Source organism: Streptomyces sp. UNOB3_S3, from assembly GCF_020740895.1.
Classification (GTDB): Bacteria; Actinomycetota; Actinomycetes; order Streptomycetales; family Streptomycetaceae; genus Streptomyces.
In genome coordinates this window covers 1-22,066 of sequence record NZ_JAILXP010000084.1, presented here as the reverse complement: position 1 = coordinate 22,066, position 22,066 = coordinate 1, and the positions used below count along the sequence as shown (strand labels likewise).

The following is a 22,066-nucleotide window of genomic DNA, read 5'->3' as shown; positions in this document are numbered from 1 at the left end:
ATGTTCGGCCGTCGGCGGGGGTGTGCGGTCGTGGGCGTGGAGCGCCTCAAAGGGTCGCTTATCGAGGTCGGTTGAACCTCTGATGATTGAACGACCGACTTATTAAACCTTGTTGAACAAAATGTGACTCAGATCATGTTTCCAGCGGTAGGGAAACGGTTCTGCTGGGTGCGCGGCCCGTGGCACGATCTTGCGGATCGCTACTTACCGGTAATTCCGGTGCGTGCAGCGGTCGTAGCCCTTCCTGATGCCGTGTGATGCGAGCCCGGACGTGTACGCCGCCGGGCCGCCCCCACCTCACGCTCCCAAGGACTTGAATTTGCGTAAGTCTGTTAGATACGCCGCTGTTTTAACTTCTCTGACCGCTGTGTCCATATTTTCCACGGGATGTTCGGCGGGTAGCTCCTCCTCGGCGGCCAAGGGCTCGGACGCCGAGCCGGTCGCCGCGACGTCGAACGCCCTCGCGCCGCAGCTCGCGGTCGCCGCCGCCCCCGCCGGGGCGGGCGCACCGAGCGCGGTGGCCCGCCCCGGTGGCGGTGCGGGCGGTGTCGCGGCGCCCAAGGCGGCCAAGTCGGCGCTGAAGGTCGCCTCGTTCGACCAGCGCAGCGGCCGGGCCGTGATCGCGGGACCCAAGGGCGGCACCGCGAAGAAGCCGAAGGGCATCGCGCCCCAGCCCCACAAGTCGCCGGAATCCTCGCAGCCCTCGCAGTCCGACCGTTCGGACCAGCAGGCGCAGCCGGCCCGGCCGGGCGGGGCCGAGGCGAACAGCGTCGCCGTCGGCGACGTCATCGCCAGCGCCCCCGCGCCCGGCGCGCCCTCCGGCCTGCTGGCCAAGGTGACCAAGGTGCTGGGCACGACCGACAAGGGCACCGAGGTCAACACGGCCCCGGCCACCCTCGACGCGCTGCTCGGCGACTCCGAGGCCAAGGGCTCGGTCCCGGTCGACCCGTCGGCCGTGAAGGTCGTACCGCTCCTGCCGGGCGTGAAGGTCTCCTGGGCGAAGCCGGACGGCGTGCACGTGGGGCCGCAGGGCGCCAAGGTGCCACTGGGCAATCTGCGGCTGGACGTCGGCGCGTCCATCCCCACGCCCCCGGGCTCCCCGGTCAAGGCCGAGGCGTCCGCCGCGGGCTATGTCCAGCTCGCCCCCGAGGTCGACTTCTCCTACAACGGCAAGGGCGTCGGTTCCACCGGCGGCCCGGGCACCGCGTCGCTGGCCCTGTCCGGCGACTGGTCCTCCGCGTGGGAGCTGAAGGGCCAGGCGGTGGCCACCACGGCCGACAAGCCCATCAAGCTGCCCTTCGCCAAGCTCCACGCCGACCCGGTGATCCAGGTCGGCCCGGTGCCGGTCGTCGTCAACCTCGACCTCACCTGCTACCTCCAGGTGGACGCCGAAGGAAAGATCTCCGTCGACGTCAAGCAGGAGCTGAAGGGCGACTTCAAGGTCGGCGGCTCCTACACCTGGGGCAAGGGCTGGACGCCCATCAGCAGCTCGCAGATGAACGCCACGCCGGTCACGGCCACGGCGTCCGCCGCGGGCAAGGTCAAGGCCACGCTCGGCACGGAGGCGTCCGTGGGCCTCTACGGCGCGGTCGGCGTCAGCGCCAACCTCGCCCCCTACCTGCGGGCCGAGGCGGAGGGCACGGCGACCGCCTCGTCCAACGGGTCGGCCTCCGCGAGCGGCAAGTGGGCCGCGTACGGCGGTGTCGATCTGACGGGTGCGCTGCAGGCGCAGCTGAAGATCTTCGGCACGCCGCTGTTCGAGCGGCGGATCCCGGTCGACATCCTGCACCGCGAGTGGAAGCTCGCGGGCGGGGAGGGCACGGTGAGCACGCCTAAGAGGCGGTAGCTCGCGGGTTGTTCTGGGGACCCCTGTCGGCTTGGTGCCGGTGGGGGTCCCCGTCGTTTGGTGGGGCCCCGGTCCCGCCCTTTCTCCCCCAGCTACCGCTGGGAGGTGCCCCCAGTTTCCCGGGGGCTCCGCCCCCGGACCCCCGGTCCTCAAACGCCGGACGGGCTATAGGCGTGACGCCACCGTTCTCGCGATGCGGACGATGTCGCCCGTGGGCCGGGTGCGGGTTTCCGGGGGCTGGTGCGTCCAGCGGTCCTCCAGGGTGAACCAGTCGACGGGACGCGGGTCGCGGTCCTCGTCCAGGGCCGTCTCCAGCTCCGTGAAGTACGTCTTCCAGCGCAGCCGGTAGAGGCCGCCCACCAGGCCCGCCCACTCGCGGTTCGCGTAGTCGTGGAGCTTGCCGCCGTCCGCCGCCGGGCGGGGGCCCCAGACCGTCAGCAGGGAGAGGGCGTCGGCCTGGAGGCGGTCGCGCTCGGCGTCGGAGGAGCCCCAGGCGCGGGCGGCGGCCAGCCAGCGGCCCAGCAGGTGGCGGTCGTCCGTGGCGACGATCTGCTCCAGCAGGTCCATCCAGTCCAGCCACTGCCGGGTGAGGTCGCCGAAGCGGTCGCGGTCCCCCTCGTCGTAGGCGGCCTTGACGCGCGGCAGCAGCAGCCTGCCGCGGTTGGACACGCACTGGCGGGCGACGTCCACGAGGTCGGCCCGGTACGCGGAGCTCGCGCGCAGGGCCGGGGCCACGGACAGCAGGGCCGGGAGAGCCGTCTCGAACTCGGCGGCGTCGTAGCGCAGCTGCCTCGGCGACCAGCTGGCGGCCCGGTCGGCCGCGAGGTCGGGGCGGGCGCCGAAGAGGCCGTCGGCCTGCTCGCTCCAGCTGTCGGCGCGGGTGGTGCCGTAGGCGGTGCGGCGCAGGGCGTCCCAGGCGCGGGCGGCGCCCGCGTCGGCGGCCCCGTAGCGGGTGACGGCCCACTGCCCGAACCACGTCCGCAGGTCGACCGGCCCGGTCGTCCAGGCCAGGTCGGAGAAGAGGGCGAGGGAGGCGGGGTCGTTGTCGGCGGCCTCCGGCATCACGGCGATGCCGCGCAGGGCGCTGCCCGGCTTGGTGCGCCACCGCTCGTAGAGCGAGACCCATTCGGGGGCGTTGGCGCCCAGCGCGGTGTGGCCGCCGAAGTTCCAGATGGTGCCGAAGGCGTAGGGCGTGCCGCCCCAGTCCCGCTCACGGTCGGTGATCTTCGGGAAGCGGTCGGGGATGCCGTCGAGGACGAGCATCCGGGAGCGGTCGACGGCGTCGACGATCTCCCGCCGGGGGTTGTGCTGCCAGCCGAGGATGGCCCAGACGGCGTCCGGGTGGGCGGTGCGCAGCGCCTTCTCCACCGCCTTGGCGGCCGCGCCGACGGGGACGTCGCCGGGGGTGCCGCCCTCGTGCAGCAGGTCCATCTTGTACATGCCCGTCGCCCCGTAGAGCTCCTGCTGCACCCGGTAGAAGGTGCGGGCGACGGCGGCGAAGTGGGGGGTGCGGGGGTCGAGCCAGTCGGGGCGGTCGAAGCCGCCCCAGTCGCCCTGCGGAATGGTCCGGGCGCCCTTGTTGCGCTCGGCGTAGCCGGGCGGGACGGTGCCGAAGTAGCCGGGCAGCACCGGGGTCATGCCCAGCTCGCGCAGCCGGCGCACGATCTTCTGCGCCAGGGCGGTGCGGCGGTCGAGGAGTTCGTGGGAGGCGGGCCCGCCGAAGGAGGCCATGTTCTGCATCAGCCACCACGGCTGGTGCGCGGGGCCGGGAACCCACGCGCGGACTTCCGCGTCGCTGTAACCGTGTTCGATGAACGTGCGGTGGTACACGGCGTCGGCGCCCGCGTAGACGAGGACCTCGTTGAAGCCGTGCAGGGCCAGGACGTCGAGCTCGCGCTCCCAGTAGTCCCAGTCGTGGTACGGGCCGGTGTAGCCGTCGTTGGTGTCGTTGAACACGAACCGGTGGGCGACGTTGGCCGTGGCGGCGACCGGGGTGCCGACGGCGGGGAGCCGGGCCGGGAGGAGAGCGGTCTGCTCGCCGCGCCAGGAGACGTGGGCGTTGGCGACGCGCCGGAGGTAGTGGTGGAAGCCGGTCAGCTGGACGGCCGCCGTGGTGCCCTCGACGGTGATCCGGCCCGCCGTGCCGGAGACCCGGAAGGCGTCGTGGCCGCCCCGGCGGGGCACGGTACGGAAGATGACCTGGTCATGGTGGCGCGGCAGCAGCCGGGCCAGCGCGGAGGCGGCGGCCCCGGCCGGGGCCGCCCCGGCGGAGGGCACCCCCACCGTGCCGAGTGCGGCGGTCCCGGCGAGGGCGCCGAGGATCGTACGACGGGCGATGGGCATGAGTGACCTCCACCGTGGCGCCGCGGCCTGCCGGCCGGCGACCGGCTACGGGCCGGCTCCCGGCCGTCGGCTGACGACTGGCTGGACTGGACCACTTGAGCGCGGAGATCCTATGAGTCCCCGTCGGGAATCGGTCAAGGGCACGGGCGTCGAACCAGCCACGCCGGTTACATTTGGCACGAATGGCCCCGCGAGCCTCGTACGACCTGCTAGTGGCACCCCGGCGGGCCGGGGAGTCCGGTCCTGTCCCGACGGCGTGAGGAAGTCCGTGCGAGCTGTGCGATCCGTACGACCGTTCCACGCGACACCCCGCGCCACCGCCCTCGCCGCCGGGCTGCTGGGCGTCCTGCTCTGCGGCTGCTCCGAACCCGGCGGGCTCCAGGACGCGGGCCCCGCCCAGCCCCCCACCGCCCTCACCGGCCCGGTCTACGCGGTCGAGGGCCCCGGTAAACCCTCGCTGCGCCGTCCCGCGTCCTTCGAGGCCGGTGAGTCCGTACGGCTCACCGGGCTGCGCTGGCTCTCCTGGGGCGGCCCGGCCGCCGAGGCGACCGGGGAGGCGTCCGGCGGCTGGTGCCTGCCGGCCTGCCGCGCCAGGAGCTACCCGGCGAAGGTCACCTTCGCCGGCCTGGTGCGGAAGGATCGTTCCGCCTACTACGGGCGGGCCGTGGTCGTGGTCGACGGGCTCCCGCCCGGGCAGCACAACGAGCTGCGCGACCTGCGGCTCTACGTTCCCCCGCAGGCGTCGCGCTGAGCGCGGAGCCCAGCCCCCAGCCGAGGAGACTTCAGTCGATGGGTCTGCGCACGAAGATCGGGGTGGCCATCACGGCCACCGCCGCGGTCGTCTCCGTCCTCATCGGCCTCGTCGTACACCACCGCACCGCCCTCAACCAGCTGGAGACCGCGCGCGACTCCCTCGACCAGCGGGTCGTGTCCGCCGCCGAGGACCACGCGGCGGGCTTCGACCGCCCCCGGGTGATCCTCAACCCCCACCGGCTGCCCGAACCCCTGCGGCGCGCCGTCGACCGGGGCAGACGCGCCACCTACCTGGACCGCTCGGGGCCCGAGCCGACCCTGTGGGCCGCGACGCGCGTGGGCGACGACGTCGTCGTCCTCAAGCACCCCTACACCCGGCAGATCCGCAATCTGGAGGAGCTCGACGAGGTCCTGTGGCTGGCGGGCGGCATCGGCACCGCCCTCGCCGGGGTCGTCGGGGTGGCCCTGGCGACGGTCGCGGGGCGCCGCCTCAACGCCTCCGCGCGGACCGCCGAGCGGATCGCCGACGGCGACCTCACCGCCCGGCTGCGGCCCCGGGGCGGCAAGGACGAGCTCGCCCGGCTGATCCACGCCGTCAACACCATGGCCGACGCGCTCGCCGCCCGCCTCCAGGCCGAGCGCGAGGTCACCGCCAACATCGCCCATGAACTGCGCACCCCCGTCGCGGGCCTGGTCGCCGCCGCGGAGCTGCTGCCGCCGGGCCGGCCCGCCGAGCTCGTCCGGGAACGGTCGCACCGGGTGCGCACCCTGATGGAGGACGTCCTGGAGGTCGCCCGCCTCGACACGGACGCCGAGCACGCCGAGACGGACGTACGGGCGCTGGGCGAGCTCACCCGGCGGGCGGTGCGGGCGGCGGCGGCCGGGACGGGGGAGGCCGTCGAGGTCCGGGTGGTCCGTGACCGGCTGGTCGAGACCGACGCGCGCCGCGTCGAACGGATCCTGGCGAACCTCGTCACGAACGCCTTCCGGCACGGCTCGGGGCCGGTGGTGGCCGAGGTCGACGACGGCGTCATACGCATACGCGACGGGGGCCCCGGCTTTCCCGAGCAGCTGCTCTCCCACGGCCCGCAGCGCTTCCGCACGGGCTCGCGGGCCGGCCTCGGCCTGGGGCTGACGATCGCGGTCGGCCAGGCGCGGGTGCTGGGCGCCCGGCTCTCCTTCACCAACCCGCCGGGCGGGGGAGCGGAGGCGGTGCTCGACCTGGGCGACGCGATACGGGACGTGGAGGGCACAGGGGAGGTACGGGACGCTCCGCCGGACGACGGCGCCGGGGTGCGGGGCGCGGCGGCAGGCTGAAGAGTGGATGCCGTGAACGACAACGTCCTCTTCCTGAACGTCTCCGGTCCCGCCAAGGGCCACAAGGCGCTGGACGCCCTGCGCCGGGCCCACACCGACAAGGAGATCACCCTGCGCGAGGGCGCCGTGATCGCCCGGGGCGCGGAGGGCGCCCTCGACTTCCCCGACGCCGTCGACAACACCGGCACGGCCACCGCCTTCGCCATGGGCGGGCTGCTCGGCGGGCTGCTGGGCATCCTCGGCGGGCCGCTCGGCGTCCTGGTCGGCTTCGGCGCGGGCGGCCTGATCGGCGGCGTCCACGACGCCCGCGAGGCCACCGCGTCGAACGCGGCCCTGGAGATGCTGGCGGCGGAGGTGCCGCCGGGCAGCACGGTCCTGATGGCCGAGGTCCGCGAGGACGACCCGGGCCCGGTCGACCGCGCCCTGGCCCCCTTCGGCGAGGTCCGCCGCTACCCGGCGGAGCGGGTCCGCGCGGAGGTCGAGGCGGCCATCGCCGACGGGAAGCACTAGCGGCGGAGGCCCTGGAGGCCCTGGGGGCGGCGCAACGGCTTGGTGAAGCAGCGGCTCGTGTCGTACGCGCGGTAGTAGCCGAACTTCCGCTCCGCCGGTACCGGGTCGTAGCCGCTGGAGAGGTAGAGGGCCATGGCCTCCGGCTGCTTGTCGCCCGTCTCCAGGACCATACGGGCGCGGCCCGCCTCGCGGGCGTCGGCCTCCAGGAGGCCCAGGATGCGCCGTGCCAGGCCCAGGCCACGGGCCCGGGGGATCACGAACATCCGCTTCAGCTCGGCGTCCCCGTCCGCGTACCCCACGCCGCCCTCGGAGTCGCGCTCCATCGCGCGCCAGCCGCCCGTGGCGACCGGTTCGCCGTCCGGGTCGTACGCGATGAGATACAGGCCACGCGGCGGGGCGAAGTGCGCCGGGTCCAGCGGGGTGTCGTCCCCGCCGCCGTACCGCTCGGCGTACTCCAATTGCACCTGGTCACTGAGTTTTACGGCATCCGGGTGGTCGTAGGCGACCGGCACGATCTCCACGTGGCGATGGTACGGGCGTGCGACCGCAGGGCGGCAATGGATTCCGGGAGTCGGTATCGTGCCCGGATGCTCACCGTTACCACCGCAAATGTGAACGGACTGCGCGCCGCCGCCAAGAAGGGCTTCGTCGAGTGGCTCGCGCAGACCGAAGCCGACGTCGTCTGCCTCCAGGAGGTGCGCGCCGAGCCCCACCAGCTCCCGGACGAGGTCCGTGACCCCGAGGGCTGGCACGTCGTCCACGCCCCGGCCGCGGCCAAGGGCCGCGCGGGCGTCTCCCTCTACTCGCGGCGCGAGCCGGACGCGGTGCGCGTCGGCTTCGGCTCGGCGGAGTTCGACGGCAGCGGCCGGTATGTGGAGATGGATCTTCCCGGTGTGACCGTGGCCAGCCTCTACCTGCCCTCGGGCGAGGTGGGCACGGAACGGCAGGACGAGAAGGAACGCTTCATGGCGGAGTTCCTGCCGTACCTCGTGGGCCTGAAGGCCCGCGCGGCGGATGGGGGTACCTCCCATGCGTTCAGCTATGGGGGAGGGCGTGAGGTGCTGGTCTGCGGCGACTGGAACATCGCCCACACCGAGGCCGACCTCAAGAACTGGAAGGCCAACCGCAAGAGCGCCGGCTTCCTCCCCGAGGAGCGCGAGTGGCTCGGCAGGGTCTTCGAGGAGTACGTGGACGTCGTCCGCGCCCTCCACCCCGGGGTGGCCGGCCCGTACTCGTGGTGGTCGTACCGGGGCCGCGCCTTCGACAACGACTCCGGCTGGCGCATCGACTACCAGGTCGCGACGCCGGGCCTGGCCGGGCGCGCGGTGAAGGCGGCCGTCGAGCGGGCCGCGAGCCACGATCTGCGCTGGTCGGACCATGCGCCGGTGACGGCCGTCTACGAGACGCGCTAGTCCTCCGGGCGGACGGGCGGATCACCGCGTGGCGGAGGCGACGGGAGCGGAACGGTCCCGGGGGCGGATGGGCCGCGGCGGTCGCTGCTGAACGATGAGTTCGGCAGCAACCGCAGCTTCACCGGCCTCCTCGGGAGAAACGCCATGGCATCCGTATCGTCCGTCCGCCCCTCCTCGCGCAGACTCGCCGTGCTGGGCGTCGCGTTGGCGGCCACGGTCACGCTCACCGGCGCCACCGTCGGCAACGCGACGGCGGCGTCCGACACCGCGCCGAAGCGCGCGAGCGTGACCGGGTCGGCGGAGTTCGAGCTCCCGTTCTGGAAGGACAAGGACGTCCGCTCCTTCACCTTCGACGCCCACGCCAAGCCCTACAGCCGGCCGCTGGCCGGGCTCCCCACCGGGCTGCCCACCGACGCCGAGGGGACGGTGAAGGTCTCCCACTACGTCGCGGCGCTCGGCAGGACCATGACCGCCGAGGGCAAGGTCGACTGCCTCGTCACCGGTCCGGGCGTCGCGTCCCTCACGGCGGTGATGACCAAGGTCAGCCCGGACGGCCCGCAGGAGTGGGTGGGCAAGCGCCTCGGCTTCAGCGTCCTGGACGGCGGCAAGGAGAAGGCGGGCCACAAGTCCAAGGACCGGGTGGGCTTCTCCTGGGCGGCGGTGAACGTCCTGCGCGACGGCGACAAGGGCGCGAAGGAGCCGGTCTCCTCCGACGTCGGCACCTGTATGTCCTCCGCCCCCTACGCCCCGGTCACCAAGGGCGGCTACACGGTCCACCACGCCGAGCTCCCGCCCGTCCCGAAGGGGTAGTCCGGGGCGGAGTGCCGTGCGCGCCCGGGGGTGGGCTGGTATACAGGAGGCGAAGCACGGTGTCCGTTCGGGGCCTAGTGGCTATAGGCCCCGCCGGTCGGCGGCGGCTCCTGTCTCCTGCCAGAGGAAACAGGAACGCCCGCCACGGGGACTGGCCCCGCGACGGGCGAGCCGAAAGACGATCGTACGGGGCCTATTGGTGGTAGGCCTCGCCGGTCATCCCTTGCCGATCATGAGCAAGATGAGCGTCGTGACGGTGACAAGCAGTTCCACCCACGGTGTAACTGCTTTCACCCACCGCTTCCCCTGCCCCCAGTCGATCGACGGCTTCGGCTTCCTATGACGCGGCATACCCGGCGCCTTTCCTTCGCAGGAGAGGCCCGCCGACGGCGAGGCCCCATGAAGGAACCCCGGACACGGCATGGTGTGGCCCGCGTCCGAGGCTCCTGGCTGGGGCCTCGAACGCAGCGAGCCGACCCCTAGGAAAGGGCCGCGTTGAGCCAAAACGGCTCGTCGCGTCACAACAGGGACTTTAGTGCCGCCATCCCCAACTGTTCGGCTGTTAGTGACGTTTGGGCGGGGCGCACGTGGTCTCTCCCCCGGCGTCCGGAACGTCCCGCGCGCCCGCGCCGCGCAACCGTCGGTCCACCGCCAACGAGAACTCCGCGTCCACGATCGTCCGCGCCAGCGGCCGCAGGCGCGTCAACTCGCCGTCCACCACCGCCGGATCGGCGTGTTCGCGCACCAGGTGCGCGAACATCGCCGCCAGCGCGTCCGCGTGGGCGCGGACCTCGCGGGCCGCGGTGAGGACGGCGGAGAGGGGGATGCCCGCGCGGACCAGGGACGTGGCGGCGTCCAGGAGGCGGCTGCTGATGTGGACGATCTCCTCGCCGTCCACGGCGAGATAGCCGATGTCGAGGGCGGCGGCGAGGTTCTCCGGGGTGACCTCGCCCGCGAAGTGGTCGGCGAGTTCCTCCGGGGTCAGCCGGACCGAGGTCTCCTCGGACCAGGGGGTGCCCAGGAGTTCGGCCACGTCGCGCCCGCCCTCGAAGGCGGCGATCAGCTCGGCGATGCCGCCGAGCGTGTGGCCCCGGTCCAGCAGTGCGGCGACCGTGCGCAGCCGGGCCAGGTGGCGCTCGCCGTACCAGGCGATGCGGCCCTCGCGGCGCGGCGCCGGGAGGAGGCCGCGCTCGCGGTAGAAGCGCAGGGTGCGCACCGTGATGCCGGCCTCGGCGGCCAGTTCGGCCGTCCGGTACTCGCGCTTCCCGTCGTTCGCCACGCGGGAAGCGTACGCGCGACCGCCGGTAACTTCCTTGCCCCCGGCCCCTATCGCCGTGGCCCGTCCCTGCCCTACGCTCCGACCGTGCCAGTGAGCGCTGGCGCGGTCGGGCGGGTGCTTCTGTGGGCCGGGAGGCGGCGGCATGGTCGAGCACGAACAGCGCGCACAGCGCGTACGTCACGTGCGCGTGGCGGTGATCGGGTCGGGGTTCGGCGGGCTGGGCGCGGCCGTGCGGCTGCGCCGCGAGGGCGTCACCGACTTCGTCGTCCTGGAGCGGGCGGACTCCGTCGGCGGCACCTGGCGGGACAACACCTATCCCGGTTGCGCCTGCGACGTTCCCTCGCACCTGTACTCCTTCTCCTTCGCCCCCAACCCCGACTGGCCGCGCAGCTTCTCGGGCCAGTCGCACATCCGGGCCTATCTGGAGCGGATCACGGACACCTTCGGGCTCCGCCCCCATCTGCGCTTCGGCTCCGAGGTGCGGGCCATGCGCTGGGACACCGAGCGGCTGCTCTGGGAGATCAGCACCACCGGGGAGGACTGGACGGCCGACGTGGTCGTCTCCGCCACCGGCCCGCTCTCCGACCCCCGGATCCCGGACGTCCCCGGGCTGGCGGACTTCCCCGGGCCCGTCTTCCACTCCGCCCGCTGGGATCACGACGCCGAGCTGCGCGGCAAGCGCGTCGCCGTCGTGGGCACCGGCGCCTCGGCCGCCCAGATCGTGCCCGCGATCCAGCCCGAGGCCGCCCGGCTCACCCTCTTCCAGCGCACCCCGCCCTGGGTGCTGCCGCGCTTCGACCGCCGGATCACCGCCCCCGAGCGCTGGCTGCACGCGAAGGTCCCGGCCACGGGCCTGCTGCGGCGCGGCACGCTGTGGGGCGTACGGGAGATGCAGGTCGGACTGTTCACCAAGTGGCCCGAACGGCTGGGGCTCATGGAGCGTGTCACCGCCGCCCATCTGCGCAGAGCCGTCAAGGACCCCGCCCTGCGCGCCAAGCTGACGCCCGACTACCGCATCGGCTGCAAACGCATCCTGCTGTCCGACGACTACTACCCCGCGCTCGCCCGCCCCAATGTCGACGTCGTCGCCTCCGGCCTCGCCGAGGTGCGCGGCTCCACGCTCGTGGCCGCCGACGGCACGGAGACCGAGGCCGACGTCATCGTCTTCGGCACCGGCTTCCACACCACCGACATGCCGATCGCCGACCGCGTCACCGGCGCCAACGGCACCACCCTCGCGGAGGAGTGGCGGAAGGACGGCATGGCGGCCCTGCGCGGCGCCAGTGCCGCCGGGTTCCCCAACTTCCTCTTCGTCATAGGCCCCAACACCGGCCTGGGCAACAACTCGATGATCCTCATCATCGAGGCCCAGCTGAACTACCTGGCCGACTTCGTGCGCCAGCTCGACACCATCGGCGGCCGGGCCGCCCTGGACGCCCGCCCCTCCGCCGTCCGCGCCTGGAACCGCGGTATCCAGCGCCGTATGGAGCGCACGGTGTGGAATACCGGCTGCCGCAGCTGGTACCTCGACGCCCAGGGGCGGAACACCACGGTCTGGCCGGGCAGCACGGCGGAGTTCCGCAAGGTCACCCGGCGGGTGGACCTCGCCGAGTACCAGCTGCTGAGGGCGCCCGGCAGGCGTCCGGCGAGCGTCTCCGGAGCCGGAGCCGGAGCCGCGCGATGAGGCCCCGGACGAGCCTGCGCGGGCAGGTCGCCGTCGTCACCGGCGCCGCGCGCGGCGTGGGGGAGGCGCTGGCCCACGCGCTGTCGGCGCGCGGCGCGGACGTGGCGCTGGTGGGGCTGGAGCCGGACGCGCTGCGTGGGGTCGCCCGGTCGCTGCCCGGCGACGCCGCCCACTGGTACGCGGACGTCACCGACCACGAGGCCATGGCGGGCGTGGCGGCGGAGGTCAAGGCGCGCTTCGGCAAGGTGGACGTCGTCGTCGCCAACGCCGGTGTCGCCGCCGGCGGCCCGCTGGCCGGCTCCGACCTCGCCGACTGGCGGCGGGTGATCGAGGTCAATCTCATCGGCAGCGCCGTCACCGGCCACGCCTTCCTGCCCGTCCTCGCCGAGAGCCGCGGCTATCTGCTCCAGATCGCCTCCCTCGCCGCGATCACCCCGGCGCCCATGATGAGCGCGTACTGCGCGTCGAAGGCGGGCGTCGAGGCGTACGCGCACAGCCTGCGCGCCGAGGTCGCCCACAAGGGCGTACGCGTCGGCGTGGCCTATCTGAGCTGGACCGACACCGACATGGTGCGCGGGGCCGACGAGTCCGACGTGATGCGGGAGTTGCGGCAGCGGCTGCCGTGGCCGGCCAATCGCACCTATCCGCTGGGGCCGGCCGTCGACCGGCTGGCGACCGGTATCGAGCGGCGCTCGGCGCACGTCTACGGGCAGGGCTGGCTCCGCGCGCTGCAGCCGCTGCGCGCCGCGCTCCCGGCGCTGGTCGCGCTGGGCGGCCCGCGTGAGATGCGCCGGGCCGAACCCCGGCTGGACGGGGTGCGGTTCGGGCTGGTCGGCGCGGGCGGAGAGGCGGACACGAAGGCGCGCACGGAGCGTCACTGATCGACATGCGGGGGGTGCGGGGGCGTGTGAGGCTGGTCGCGGCCCACTTCCCCGATCACCCCCTAGGAGTGAGTACGCATGGGCATCAAGGACGAGATGCAGGGCAAGGCCCAGCAGGCCCGCGAGAAGGCCCAGCAGGCCAAGCAGCAGGCGCAGCAGAAGGGCCAGCAGGCGCAGGACAAGGTCAAGGGCCAGCAGAAGCAACAGCAGCAGCAGAAGGGCCAGCAGCAGGGCCAGCAGCAGTCCCTGGACGACATTCAGGACGAGTTCGACGACCGCCTGTAGCCCGAGCACGTGTGAGGGGCGCGCCCAGCAGCAGGGCGCGCCCCTCACACATACGCCTCACCCGCGCGGCGGCAGCTTCGGCCGGCGCAGGTCCGGTACGCCCGAGTAGTCGGGCGGGTTCGCCGCGCCGTGCTGTTCCAGCAGGTCCAGCGCCACCCGTACCGCGTCGTCCAGCTGCTTGTGGCGGCCCTCGGCCCAGTCCAGCGGGGTGCGGTCGACCTCGATGTCGGGTTCGACGCCGTGGTTCTCCACGCCCCAGCCGTAGGCGTCGAACCAGGCGGCGTTCATCGGCACGGTGATGGACGTGCCGTCGCCGAGCCGGTGGCGGCCGGTCATGCCGACGACGCCGCCCCAGGTGCGCAGGCCGACGACCGGGCCGATGCCCTGGAGCCTGAACGCGGCGGTGATCATGTCGCCGTCGGAGGAGGTCATCTCGTCGGCGATGGCGACGACGGGCCCGCGCGGGGCGTTGGAGGCGTACGAGACGGGCTGGGCGTCGCGGGTGAGGTCCCAGCCGACGATGGTGCGGGTGAGCTTCTCCACCACCAGCTCGCTGATGTTGCCGCCCGCGTTGCCGCGCACGTCCACGATCAGGGCGGGCCGGGACATCTCCATCCGCACGTCGCGGTTGAACTGGGCCCAGCCGGAGCCGCCCATGTCGGGGATGTGGAGGTAGCCGCACTTGCCGCCGCTGAGCTCGTGGACGACCGCGCGGCGCTTGGTCACCCAGTCCTGGTAGCGCAGGGGCCGTTCGTCGACGAGCGGGACGATCGCGACCCGGCGCGGGTGCCCGTCCGGTTCGGGCGGGCGGAAGGTGAGCTCGACGGTCGTCCCGCCCGCCGCCGCGAGCAGCGGGAACGGGCCGGCTACCGGGTCGACGGGGCGGCCGTCGACATGGGTGAGCGCCCAGCCCTCGCGGATGCCCGAACCGGCCAGCGGGGAGCGGGCCTTGGAGTCGGAGGAGTCGCCGGGCAGGACGCGCCGCACGGCCCACGAGCCGTCCTTCTGATGGGTGAAGTTGGTGCCGAGCAGGCCGATGGCGCGCTGGTAGTGGGGCGGGCCCTCGTTGCGGCGGGCGGGGGTGACATAGGCGTGGGAGGTGCCCAGCTCGCCGAGGACCTCGCGGAGCAGATCGGCGAACTCGTCGGGGGAGGCGACGCGTTCGACGAGCGGACGGTACTGCTCCAGCACCGCGTCCCAGTCGATGCCGCACATGCCCGGTTCCCAGAAGTAGGCGCGGATGATCCGGCCCGCCTCGGCGAAGGCCTGCCGCCACTCGGCGGGCGGGTCGGCCTCGTGGAGGATGCGCCGCATGTCGATGAAGACGGTCGAGTCGGGGTCGGGGGTGTCGGTGGCGGGGACGACGCGCAGGTCGCCGTCGTCGTTGACGACGAGCCGGGTGCCGTCGCCGCTGACCGCGTACCAGTCGAGGGAGGAGGTGAGTTCGGTGCGCTTGGCCTTGACCAGGTCGAAGTGTTCCAGCGTGGGCTTGCCGGAGATGTCCGTGGGGCTGGCGAAGGTCTCGCCGAGGGCGCCGGAGATGGGCCAGCGCAGCCACACCAGGCCGCCGCCGGCGACGGGGTGGAGCGAGGAGTACTTCGAGGCGGCCACCGGGAACGGCGTCACCCGGTTCTCCAGCCCCTCCACCTCCACCACCAGCGCGCCCTCGTGGTCCCCGGTGTCGTCCAGGTCGAGCCCGCCGCCCGCCGGCCGGCCCTCCGCGGACAGCGCGAACGGCGAGGGCGTGGCCGACGACAGCGGGACGAGGTAGGGGCGGCAGCCCAGAGGGAAGGAGAGATCGCCGGTGTGGACGTCGTACACCGGGTCGAAGCCGCGCCAGGAGAGGAAGGCGAGATAGCGGCCGTCACGGGTGAAGACGGGCTGCTCGTCCTCGAAGCGGCCGTTGGTGACGTCGACGATCAGCCGGTCGGAGAGCCGGGCGATCTTGATCTGCCGCAGCGAGCGACCGACCCCCGGGTGGGACCAGGTCAGCCAGGACGAGTCGGGGGAGAAGGCGAGGTCGCGCACGGGCCCGTTGGCGGACCGGATCAGCTCCGTGACCTCGCCCGTCCCCTCGGCCGAGGCGTCCACCAGCAGCAGCCGCCCGTCGTGCGAGGCGACGGCCAGCCGGCCGCCGTCGGGCGAGGACAGCAGCTCGTGCACCCGGCCCAGCAGGCCGGCGGCCAGCCGGCGCGGCTCGGAGGGCCCGGAGGCGCGCGGCAACTGGGCGATCTCGATGGCGTCCTCGCCCTCCGCGTCCGTCGCGTAGGCGATACGGCCGGTGGAGCCCAGCATCTCCGGCAGCCGCACCCGTACGCCCGGGGTGTCGGCGATGGTGCGGGCCGGGCCGTCGCGGTGGGTCAGCCAGTACAGGCTGCCGCGCACCCCGACCGCGCTGGCCCGGCCGGTGCTGTCCACGGCCAGCGAGCTGACGTTCTGGGCGGCCTGCACCTGGTACGCGCGCCGCCCGGCGCGCGGCCCGCCGAGCCGCAGGTCCAGCCGGCGCGGGGCGGCGCCCGGGGAGAAGTCCTCCACCAGCCACACCTCGCCCGCGCACTGGTAGACGACGCGGGAGCCGTCGGTGGCGGCGTGGCGGGCGTAGAAGTCGGCGTGGTCGGTGTGTCTGCGCAGATCCGAACCGTCGGGCCGGCAGGAGTAGAGGTTTCCGATGCCTTCGTGGTCGGAGAGGAAGGCGATCCGGCCGTCGACGAACATCACCGAGTCCAGATGGCCCCCGATGTCCGGCACCAGCCGGGTGCCGTGGAGCCACAGCCGGCCCGTCGCCCCGCCCCGGTAGCGCTTCCAGGACGCGGGCTCGTGCGGCGGCTTCCCGGCCAGCAGCAGGGTGCGGTGCTCGCCGTCGACCTCGCCCATCGCGATGTCGGACACCGGCCCCCAGGGCAGCCGCAGCCCGGGTCCGCCGTCGGTGGGCAGCCGGTAGGCCCAGGAGAAGTACGAGAACGGCTGGCCGTGCGAGGAGACGGCGAGGATGTCGTAGCCGCCGTTCCGGTCGGAGGGCGCCCAGCCGCAGACCCGGGTGTCGGTGCTGCCCCAGTAGCTCAGCCGGCGGGCGGGCCCGCCCTCGATGTCCACGAGATGGACCTCGGGATCCAGGCTGCGCCAGTTGGTGAAGGCGATGTGGCGCCCGTCGGGGGAGAAGCGGGGGTGTCCGGCCCGGGTACGGTCCACGGTCAGCCGCCAGGCCCGCCCGGCGGCGGCCCCCGGCGGCCCCAGCGGGGCCAGCCAGAGGTCGTCCTCCGCCACGAAGCAGAGCAGCTCGCCGTGTACGTGCGGGAAGCGGATGTAGGCATCGCTCGCTGTGTTCATTGTTCGCTTCTCCGCCCACGCGGCGCAGCTGCGGGTGTCGTGCTCGTCTGCGGCCCGGCGGCCGCGCGTGCGTCGCTCACGCATCAATGGTTTCGGCCGACAGAGGCCCCGGCAACTCGGTTCGTGACGGAGAACACGATCGAAACGATGTCGTTTCGATGACGGTCGGACGTACGCTCGTACGGTACGAAACCGTTTCGTACGGCGACGGGGGGAAAGGACGATGCGGTATGACGACGGAACCACCCAAGCCGGCGGTCCGCCGCACCAGGCTGACCCCCGAACGCGAGGCCGAGCTCTACGAGGCGGTGCTCGCGATCCTGCGCGAGGTCGGCTACGACGCCCTGACGATGGACGCCGTCGCCGCCCGGACGCACTCCAGCAAGGCGACCCTCTACCGCCAGTGGAGGGGCAAGCCGGAGCTGGTCGCCAAGGCCCTGCGGCACAACAAGCCCGGCAGCCTGGAGGGCATCGACACCGGTTCGGTGCGCGGTGACCTCCGTGCCATGGTGTGCCAGGCCGATGCCGAGCAGATGGAGAAGGACACCGCCCTGCTCCGCGGGCTCGGGCACGCCGTGCACGCCAACCCGGAACTCCACCGGGCGCTGCGCGAGGTGCTCGTCGAGCCCGAGATGGTCTGGCTGGACGAGATGCTCCGGCGCGCGGTCGGGCGCGGTGAACTGGCGGCGGACAACCCCGCCATCCCGTTCGTCGCGCACATGATGATCGGCGGCTTTCTGGCCCGCGCGTTCATCGAGGACCGGGCCCCGGACGCCGAGTTCCTCACCCAGTACGTCGACGCCGTGATCATCCCCGCTCTCGGCGTGTGACCACCCCCCACTTACACCCCCACTGAGGCCCCACCTGACGTACCGCTCCCGTCGGGCTGGTCCCACATCCAGTTCACCGCATCACCGAACCGACGGGAGCACCACACTCGTGGCCACGTTCCTCTACAGACTCGGAAGACTGTCCTTCCGACGGCGCTGGTACTTCGCCCTCATATGGGTGCTGCTGCTGGTGCTGGCCGGGGCGGGCGCCGCCACGGCGTCCAAGTCCACCAACAACGACTTCTCCATACCCGGCACGGAGGCCCAGCAGGCCTTCGACCTCCTGGAGAAGCGTTTCCCCGGTAATACCGAGCAGAACGCCTCCGCCCGCGTCGTCTTCAAGGCCCCGGCGGGCCAGAAGCTCACCGATCCCAAGAACAAGGCGGCCGTCGAGAAGGTCGTCGCCGAGATCAAGCGCGGCCCGCAGGTGGCCATGACGGTCGACCCGTTCCAGGGCCAGGCCGTCAACAAGGACCAGAACATCGGGTACGCCTCCGCCGCGTACAAGGTCAAGTCCATGGACCTGACCGAGGACACCCGCACCGAGCTCAAGGACGCCGCCCAGCACGGCCGCGACGCCGGACTGACCGTCGAGGTCGGCGGCAGCGTCCTCCAGCAGATGCCCGAGGGCGGCTCGGAGATCATCGGCATCGCGGTGTCGGCGGTCGTCCTGGTGATCACCTTCGGCTCGCTGGTCGCGGCCGGCCTGCCGCTGCTGACCGCCATCATCGGCGTGGGCATCGGCGTCTCCTCGATCGCCGCCCTGGCGCCCGTGCTGGACCTCTCCGCCAACACCTCGACGCTCGCCATGATGATCGGCCTCGCGGTCGGCATCGACTACGCCCTCTTCATCGTCTCCCGCTACCGCGCGGAGCTCGCCGAGGGCCGTGAGCGCGAGGAGGCCGCGGGCCGTGCCGTCGGCACCGCCGGTTCCGCCGTGGTCTTCGCCGGCCTCACCGTCGTCATCGCGCTGGCCGGCCTCATGGTCGTCAACATCCCGATGCTGACGAAGATGGGCATGGCGGCGGCCGGCACGGTCACCATCGCCGTCCTCATCGCCCTGTCGCTCATCCCCGCGCTGCTGGGCTTCGCGGGCAAGCAGGTGCTGCCCCGCAAGATCCGCAAGGGTGGCCCCGCCGCGGCCGCCGGCGACAAGCCGAACATGGGCACCCGCTGGGCCCGCGTCGTGCTGCGCCGCCCGGTGCTGGTGCTCGCCGCCGGTGTGATCGGCCTGGGCGCGATCGCCGTGCCCGCCGCCTCGCTGGAGCTCGGCCTGCCCGACGACGGCGCCGCCTCCAAGAACACCACCCAGCGCAAGGCCTACGACCTGCTGACCGAGGGCTTCGGCCCCGGCTTCAACGGCCCGCTGCTGAACATCGTGGACCTCAAGGACGCCAAGGACCCCAAGGCCGCGGCGCAGAAGACCCACGACACCCTGGCGAAGCTGGACAACGTCGCCATGGTGACCCCCGCGCAGTTCAACCAGGCCGGGGACACGGCCACCCTGCTGGTCATCCCCAAGTCCAAGCCCACCGGCAAGCAGACCGAGGACCTGGTCCACACGATCCGCGCCGAGCGGGACGCGCTGGCCTCCGACACCGGCGCGAAGATCCTGGTCACCGGCGGGACGGCGATGAACATCGACGTCTCGCAGAAGCTCAACGACGCCCTGCTGCCGTACCTGGCGCTCGTCGTCGGCCTGGCCTTCCTGCTGCTGATGGTCGTCTTCCGGTCCGTGCTGGTGCCGCTGAAGGCCGCGCTGGGCTTCCTGCTGTCGGTGGTCGCCGCGCTCGGCGCCGTCGTCGCGGTCTTCCAGTGGGGCTGGCTGGGCTCCCTCTTCGGGGTCGAGGAGACCGGCCCGATCATGAGCATGATGCCGATCTTCATGGTGGGTGTCGTCTTCGGTCTGGCCATGGACTACGAGGTCTTCCTCGTGACCCGGATGCGCGAGGCCTACGTCCACGGCGAGCGCCCGGGCGAGGCCATCGTGACCGGCTTCCGCCACGGCGCGCGGGTCGTCACGGCGGCGGCCGTCATCATGATCAGCGTCTTCGCGGGCTTCATCGGCTCGTCCGAGCAGATGATCAAGATGATCGGCTTCGGCCTGGCGATCGCGGTCTTCTTCGACGCGTTCGTGGTGCGGATGGCGATCGTGCCGGCGGTCCTCGCGCTGCTGGGCAAGACGGCCTGGTGGCTGCCGGGGTGGCTGGCGAAGGTGCTGCCGAACGTGGACGTGGAGGGCGAGGGCCTTCGGAAGGCGCTCGCGCCTTCCGAAGGAGCCGGTTCGCCCGACCCGGACGGGGAGCGGGAGCCCGTCCGCGTCTGACGCGTGGAGGGGGCCCCGGTCCCGCCCTTTCACCGTTTCCTGGGGCTGCGCCCCAGCCCCCTTCGTCCTCGAACGCCGGACGGGCTGAAATCAGCCCGTCCGGCGTTCGAGGACCGGGGGTCCGGGGGGCGTAGCCCCCGGTGGGCGGCTACGTGGCGTACGCCATGAATTCGCCATGAATGGGAACCGCCACCCGCCGTGGCGGCGTTTTCCTAAGTCCACGCAGGTGGGCGCGGTCGGGGGACGCGTGTGAAGGAAAGGGCTTCGCGTTGAACCTGATCGATGTGCTGCTGTTGCTGCTCGTCCTCGCCTATGCCGTCTCCGGCTACCGCAGGGGACTGGTGGCGAGCGTCGTGCTGTTCGCCGGGTTCCTCGGCGGCGCGGTGCTGGGCGTCTGGGCGCTGCCCTACGCCCTGGAGCCCTTCGAGCCCGGTACGTCCCTGGCGGCCGTCGCCGCCGTCCTGGTCGTGCTGATCCCGGCCGTGATCGGCCACGCCGTCGCGGGCCGGTTCGCCTGGCGGCTGCGGTCCCGGCTGACGTGGGCGCCGGTGCGCGGCCTCGACGGCATAGCCGGCGCGGCCGCCGCCTCACTGGCCGTGCTGCTGGTCGGCTGGGTGGCCGCGAGCGTGCTCGTCTCGGCGAACTCCGCCTCCCTCACCCGGGAGATCAAGGAGTCCAAGCTGCTGGGCGCGGTGCACAAGGCGATGCCCGAGCAGGCGCCCACCTGGTTCAGCCGGACGACCGACGCCCTGGCGGGGGCCGGGTTCCCGCAGGTGTTCAACCCCTTCGAGAGCGAGCCCGCCACCAGCGTCCCGAAGCCCACCGGGGACATGGTGACCGCGGACGCGGCCCGGGCCGCGCGGCGCAGCGTCGTCAAGGTCGAGGGCGTGGCGAACGTCGGCGGCGACGGACGGCGCGGCCAGGAGGGCAGCGGATTCGTCTTCTCCCACGAGCACGTGATGACCAACGCCCATGTGGTGGCCGGCGTCAGCGACCCGACCGTGAAGGTCGGCGGCGTCGGGCGCGTGTACAACGCGAAGGTCGTCCTCTTCGACCCGGACACGGACGTGGCCGTCCTGGACGTCCCCGGCCTGAACGCGCCCGTGCTGCCCTTCGACAAGAGCGCCAAGCGCGGCGACACGGCCGTCGTCGCGGGCTTCCCCGAGAACGGCGGGCTCGACCTGCGCGCGGCGATCGTCGCCAACCAGGTCCGGGCCAAGGGCCAGGACATCTACGGCGACGGCATCACCACGCGCGAGGTCTTCTCCGTCCGCTCCACGATCCGCCCCGGCAACTCGGGCGGACCGCTGCTGACCCCCTCCGGCAAGGTGTACGGGGTGGTCTTCGCCCGCTCCACGACGGACGCGGAGACGGGCTATGTGCTGACCGCCGACCAGGTCGCCGACGCCGCGCGACGGGCGGCGACCGCGACCGCGCCGGTCAGCACCGGCAGCCGGGCCGCGCTCTAGCGCCCCGTAAGGGGCGCGGGGCAGTGTCGATATGCGGCTACCGCCGCGTGGGCGCGACCAGCCACGACGTACCCGCAGACGACGTACAGGACTTCGTCAGCGGTCGTCCCGGTCGTTCCGGTCGTTCCGGTCGTCCCGGTCCTGCCCGCCGTGGTCCTTCTGGCGGTCGGGCCGGTCGGGCCGGTTCTGGTGGTCCTGCCGGTCAGGGGGGTCCTTCCGGTCCCCCTGGGGCTGCCGGTCCCCCTGAGGCTGGTGGTCTCCCTGGGGCTGATGGTCCGGGCGGTTCGGACGGTTCGGGCGGCCGGGGCCGTCCGTGGGGGTCTGGGCGGGGCAGGCGTCCAGGACCTGCCGCAGCTTGTCCTTCTCGCCCCGGGTGACGCTCAGCCCGTAGTAGTCCTTCACCCCGATCCACGCCTGGCTGTAGAGGCACTGCCCGATGGGGTCCTGCGGCAGCCACTGGTCCGGGGACTTGTCGCCCTTGCGGCGGTTGCCCCACGTGGACACCACGATCAGCTCCGGGGACGCCGTCAGGTCGTTGGCGAACTCGAGGCGCTTCTCCGGTGACCACTCGCGCGCCCCCGACCCCCAGGCGTTGCGCAGCGACACGACGTGGTCGACGTCGACGTGCACCGGGTCGGCCAGCGTCCTGTTGTCGTACTCGCTGTGCCACTGGCCGCCGACGACCCGGCACTTGCCCTGGAGCGTGGCCGGCACGACGGAGTAGAGCTTCAGGGCGACCTCGCGCGTCGTGCACTGGTCCAGGCCGTGCCGTACCCAGCAGGTCGCGCCGAAGTAGCGGCGGTCGTAGCCCTCGCCCCGCAGGGGACTGACGTCCAGGTCGGCCAGCATGCGCGTGGCCTCGTCGCGGCCGGGCACGTTCCGGGGCCACCTCGTGGGCACGCGCTTGGACGTGTGCCCGGGCGCGTGGCCGGGCAGGGCGCGGCCGTGGCGCGCGGCCCCGGCGGCGGCGCCGTGCGGGGCACGCTCGGGGGAG

The 22,066-nt window shown here is 72.9% G+C and carries 17 protein-coding genes; 12 read left to right on the top strand and 5 right to left on the bottom strand.

Features of this window, described 5'->3' with window-relative positions; all coding sequences use genetic code 11:
* Window positions 1-367 precede the first annotated feature (367 nt).
* A complete protein-coding gene (locus K6I33_RS12160) occupies window positions 368-1,846 on the top strand; it encodes a hypothetical protein (protein WP_308297127.1) in 1,479 nt (492 codons plus the stop codon).
* A 165-nt stretch (window positions 1,847-2,011) separates the two neighbouring features.
* On the opposite strand, the gene K6I33_RS12155 is transcribed toward K6I33_RS12160, so the two are convergent.
* Window positions 2,012-4,189, bottom strand: a complete 2,178-nt coding sequence (locus K6I33_RS12155) for an alpha-N-acetylglucosaminidase (protein ID WP_229350856.1) — start codon at window positions 4,187-4,189, stop codon at window positions 2,012-2,014.
* A gap of 268 nt (window positions 4,190-4,457) precedes the next feature.
* Between K6I33_RS12155 and K6I33_RS12150 the strand changes: the two genes are divergently transcribed.
* From K6I33_RS12150 to K6I33_RS36310, 3 genes are read left to right on the top strand one after another with little or no spacing between them, the layout of a single operon-like run.
* A complete protein-coding gene (locus K6I33_RS12150) occupies window positions 4,458-4,940 on the top strand; it encodes a hypothetical protein (protein ID WP_229350854.1) in 483 nt (160 codons plus the stop codon).
* Between the two features lie 38 nt (window positions 4,941-4,978).
* Window positions 4,979-6,259, top strand: a complete 1,281-nt coding sequence (locus K6I33_RS12145) for a HAMP domain-containing sensor histidine kinase (RefSeq protein WP_229350852.1) — start codon at window positions 4,979-4,981, stop codon at window positions 6,257-6,259.
* A 12-nt stretch (window positions 6,260-6,271) separates the two neighbouring features.
* A complete protein-coding gene (locus K6I33_RS36310) occupies window positions 6,272-6,769 on the top strand; it encodes a DUF1269 domain-containing protein (protein ID WP_229350850.1) in 498 nt (165 codons plus the stop codon).
* On the opposite strand, the gene K6I33_RS12135 is transcribed toward K6I33_RS36310, so the two are convergent.
* On the bottom strand, window positions 6,766-7,290 hold the full coding sequence (locus tag K6I33_RS12135) for a GNAT family N-acetyltransferase (RefSeq protein WP_229350848.1): 525 nt from the start codon (window positions 7,288-7,290) through the stop codon (window positions 6,766-6,768). The two genes, K6I33_RS36310 and K6I33_RS12135, sit on opposite strands and share 4 nt — an antisense overlap.
* Window positions 7,291-7,356: 66 nt before the next feature.
* Here K6I33_RS12135 and K6I33_RS12130 point away from each other — a divergent pair, with 66 nt between their 5' ends.
* Window positions 7,357-8,181: an exodeoxyribonuclease III gene (locus K6I33_RS12130; protein ID WP_229350846.1), complete on the top strand. Its 825-nt coding sequence runs from the start codon at window positions 7,357-7,359 to the stop codon at window positions 8,179-8,181.
* 144 nt (window positions 8,182-8,325) lie between these two features.
* Window positions 8,326-8,991, top strand: coding sequence for a hypothetical protein (locus tag K6I33_RS12125; RefSeq protein ID WP_229350844.1), 666 nt, complete (start codon window positions 8,326-8,328; stop codon window positions 8,989-8,991).
* A 562-nt stretch (window positions 8,992-9,553) separates the two neighbouring features.
* Here K6I33_RS12125 and K6I33_RS12120 read toward each other — a convergent pair.
* Window positions 9,554-10,270 carry a MerR family transcriptional regulator gene (locus K6I33_RS12120; RefSeq protein ID WP_229350842.1) on the bottom strand — a complete coding sequence of 239 codons (717 nt, stop codon included), beginning with the start codon at window positions 10,268-10,270 and terminating at the stop codon, window positions 9,554-9,556.
* A 142-nt stretch (window positions 10,271-10,412) separates the two neighbouring features.
* On the opposite strand from K6I33_RS12120, the gene K6I33_RS12115 reads away from it, so the two are divergent.
* The 3 genes from K6I33_RS12115 to K6I33_RS12105 all read left to right on the top strand — a co-directional run bounded on the left by K6I33_RS12115 (window position 10,413) and on the right by K6I33_RS12105 (window position 13,120).
* On the top strand, window positions 10,413-11,954 hold the full coding sequence (locus K6I33_RS12115) for an NAD(P)/FAD-dependent oxidoreductase (protein ID WP_229350840.1): 1,542 nt from the start codon (window positions 10,413-10,415) through the stop codon (window positions 11,952-11,954).
* A complete protein-coding gene (locus K6I33_RS12110; protein WP_229350839.1) occupies window positions 11,951-12,835 on the top strand; it encodes an SDR family oxidoreductase in 885 nt (294 codons plus the stop codon). The genes K6I33_RS12115 and K6I33_RS12110 overlap by 4 nt, the downstream gene beginning before the upstream one ends.
* A 78-nt stretch (window positions 12,836-12,913) precedes the next feature.
* Window positions 12,914-13,120 carry a hypothetical protein gene (locus K6I33_RS12105; RefSeq protein WP_229350837.1) on the top strand — a complete coding sequence of 69 codons (207 nt, stop codon included), beginning with the start codon at window positions 12,914-12,916 and terminating at the stop codon, window positions 13,118-13,120.
* A 57-nt stretch (window positions 13,121-13,177) separates the two neighbouring features.
* Here K6I33_RS12105 and K6I33_RS12100 read toward each other — a convergent pair whose 3' ends face one another.
* The gene (locus K6I33_RS12100) at window positions 13,178-16,447 is read right to left on the bottom strand and encodes a S41 family peptidase (protein WP_229350834.1); all 3,270 of its coding nucleotides are present in this window, start codon (window positions 16,445-16,447) and stop codon (window positions 13,178-13,180) included.
* A gap of 230 nt (window positions 16,448-16,677) precedes the next feature.
* Here K6I33_RS12100 and K6I33_RS12095 point away from each other — a divergent pair, with 230 nt between their 5' ends.
* The 3 genes from K6I33_RS12095 to K6I33_RS12085 all read left to right on the top strand — a co-directional run bounded on the left by K6I33_RS12095 (window position 16,678) and on the right by K6I33_RS12085 (window position 21,072).
* On the top strand, window positions 16,678-17,277 hold the full coding sequence (locus K6I33_RS12095) for a TetR/AcrR family transcriptional regulator (protein WP_229350833.1): 600 nt from the start codon (window positions 16,678-16,680) through the stop codon (window positions 17,275-17,277).
* A gap of 109 nt (window positions 17,278-17,386) precedes the next feature.
* The gene (locus K6I33_RS12090; RefSeq protein ID WP_229350830.1) at window positions 17,387-19,603 is read left to right on the top strand and encodes an MMPL family transporter; all 2,217 of its coding nucleotides are present in this window, start codon (window positions 17,387-17,389) and stop codon (window positions 19,601-19,603) included.
* Between the two features lie 269 nt (window positions 19,604-19,872).
* Entirely contained in the window at window positions 19,873-21,072 is a 1,200-nt protein-coding gene (locus K6I33_RS12085; protein WP_229350828.1) for a MarP family serine protease, read from the top strand.
* 96 nt (window positions 21,073-21,168) lie between these two features.
* Here the strand turns inward: K6I33_RS12085 and K6I33_RS12080 are convergent.
* Window positions 21,169-22,066 (bottom strand): HNH endonuclease family protein (locus K6I33_RS12080; protein ID WP_229350826.1); only part of this gene is annotated, 898 nt, incomplete at its 5' end.

Bases quoted from the DNA above. Each gene is read 5' to 3' on its own strand.
- K6I33_RS12155 (WP_229350856.1), bottom strand. From the start codon at position 4,189: ATGCCCATCGCCCGTCGTACGATCCTCGGCGCCCTCGCCGGGACCGCC.
- K6I33_RS12145 (WP_229350852.1), top strand. From the start codon at position 4,979: ATGGGTCTGCGCACGAAGATCGGGGTGGCCATCACGGCCACCGCCGCG.
- K6I33_RS12130 (WP_229350846.1), top strand. From the start codon at position 7,357: ATGCTCACCGTTACCACCGCAAATGTGAACGGACTGCGCGCCGCCGCC.
- K6I33_RS12125 (WP_229350844.1), top strand. From the start codon at position 8,326: ATGGCATCCGTATCGTCCGTCCGCCCCTCCTCGCGCAGACTCGCCGTG.
- K6I33_RS12115 (WP_229350840.1), top strand. From the start codon at position 10,413: ATGGTCGAGCACGAACAGCGCGCACAGCGCGTACGTCACGTGCGCGTG.
- K6I33_RS12110 (WP_229350839.1), top strand. From the start codon at position 11,951: ATGAGGCCCCGGACGAGCCTGCGCGGGCAGGTCGCCGTCGTCACCGGC.
- K6I33_RS12105 (WP_229350837.1), top strand. From the start codon at position 12,914: ATGGGCATCAAGGACGAGATGCAGGGCAAGGCCCAGCAGGCCCGCGAG.
- K6I33_RS12100 (WP_229350834.1), bottom strand. From the start codon at position 16,447: ATGAACACAGCGAGCGATGCCTACATCCGCTTCCCGCACGTACACGGC.
- K6I33_RS12095 (WP_229350833.1), top strand. From the start codon at position 16,678: ATGACGACGGAACCACCCAAGCCGGCGGTCCGCCGCACCAGGCTGACC.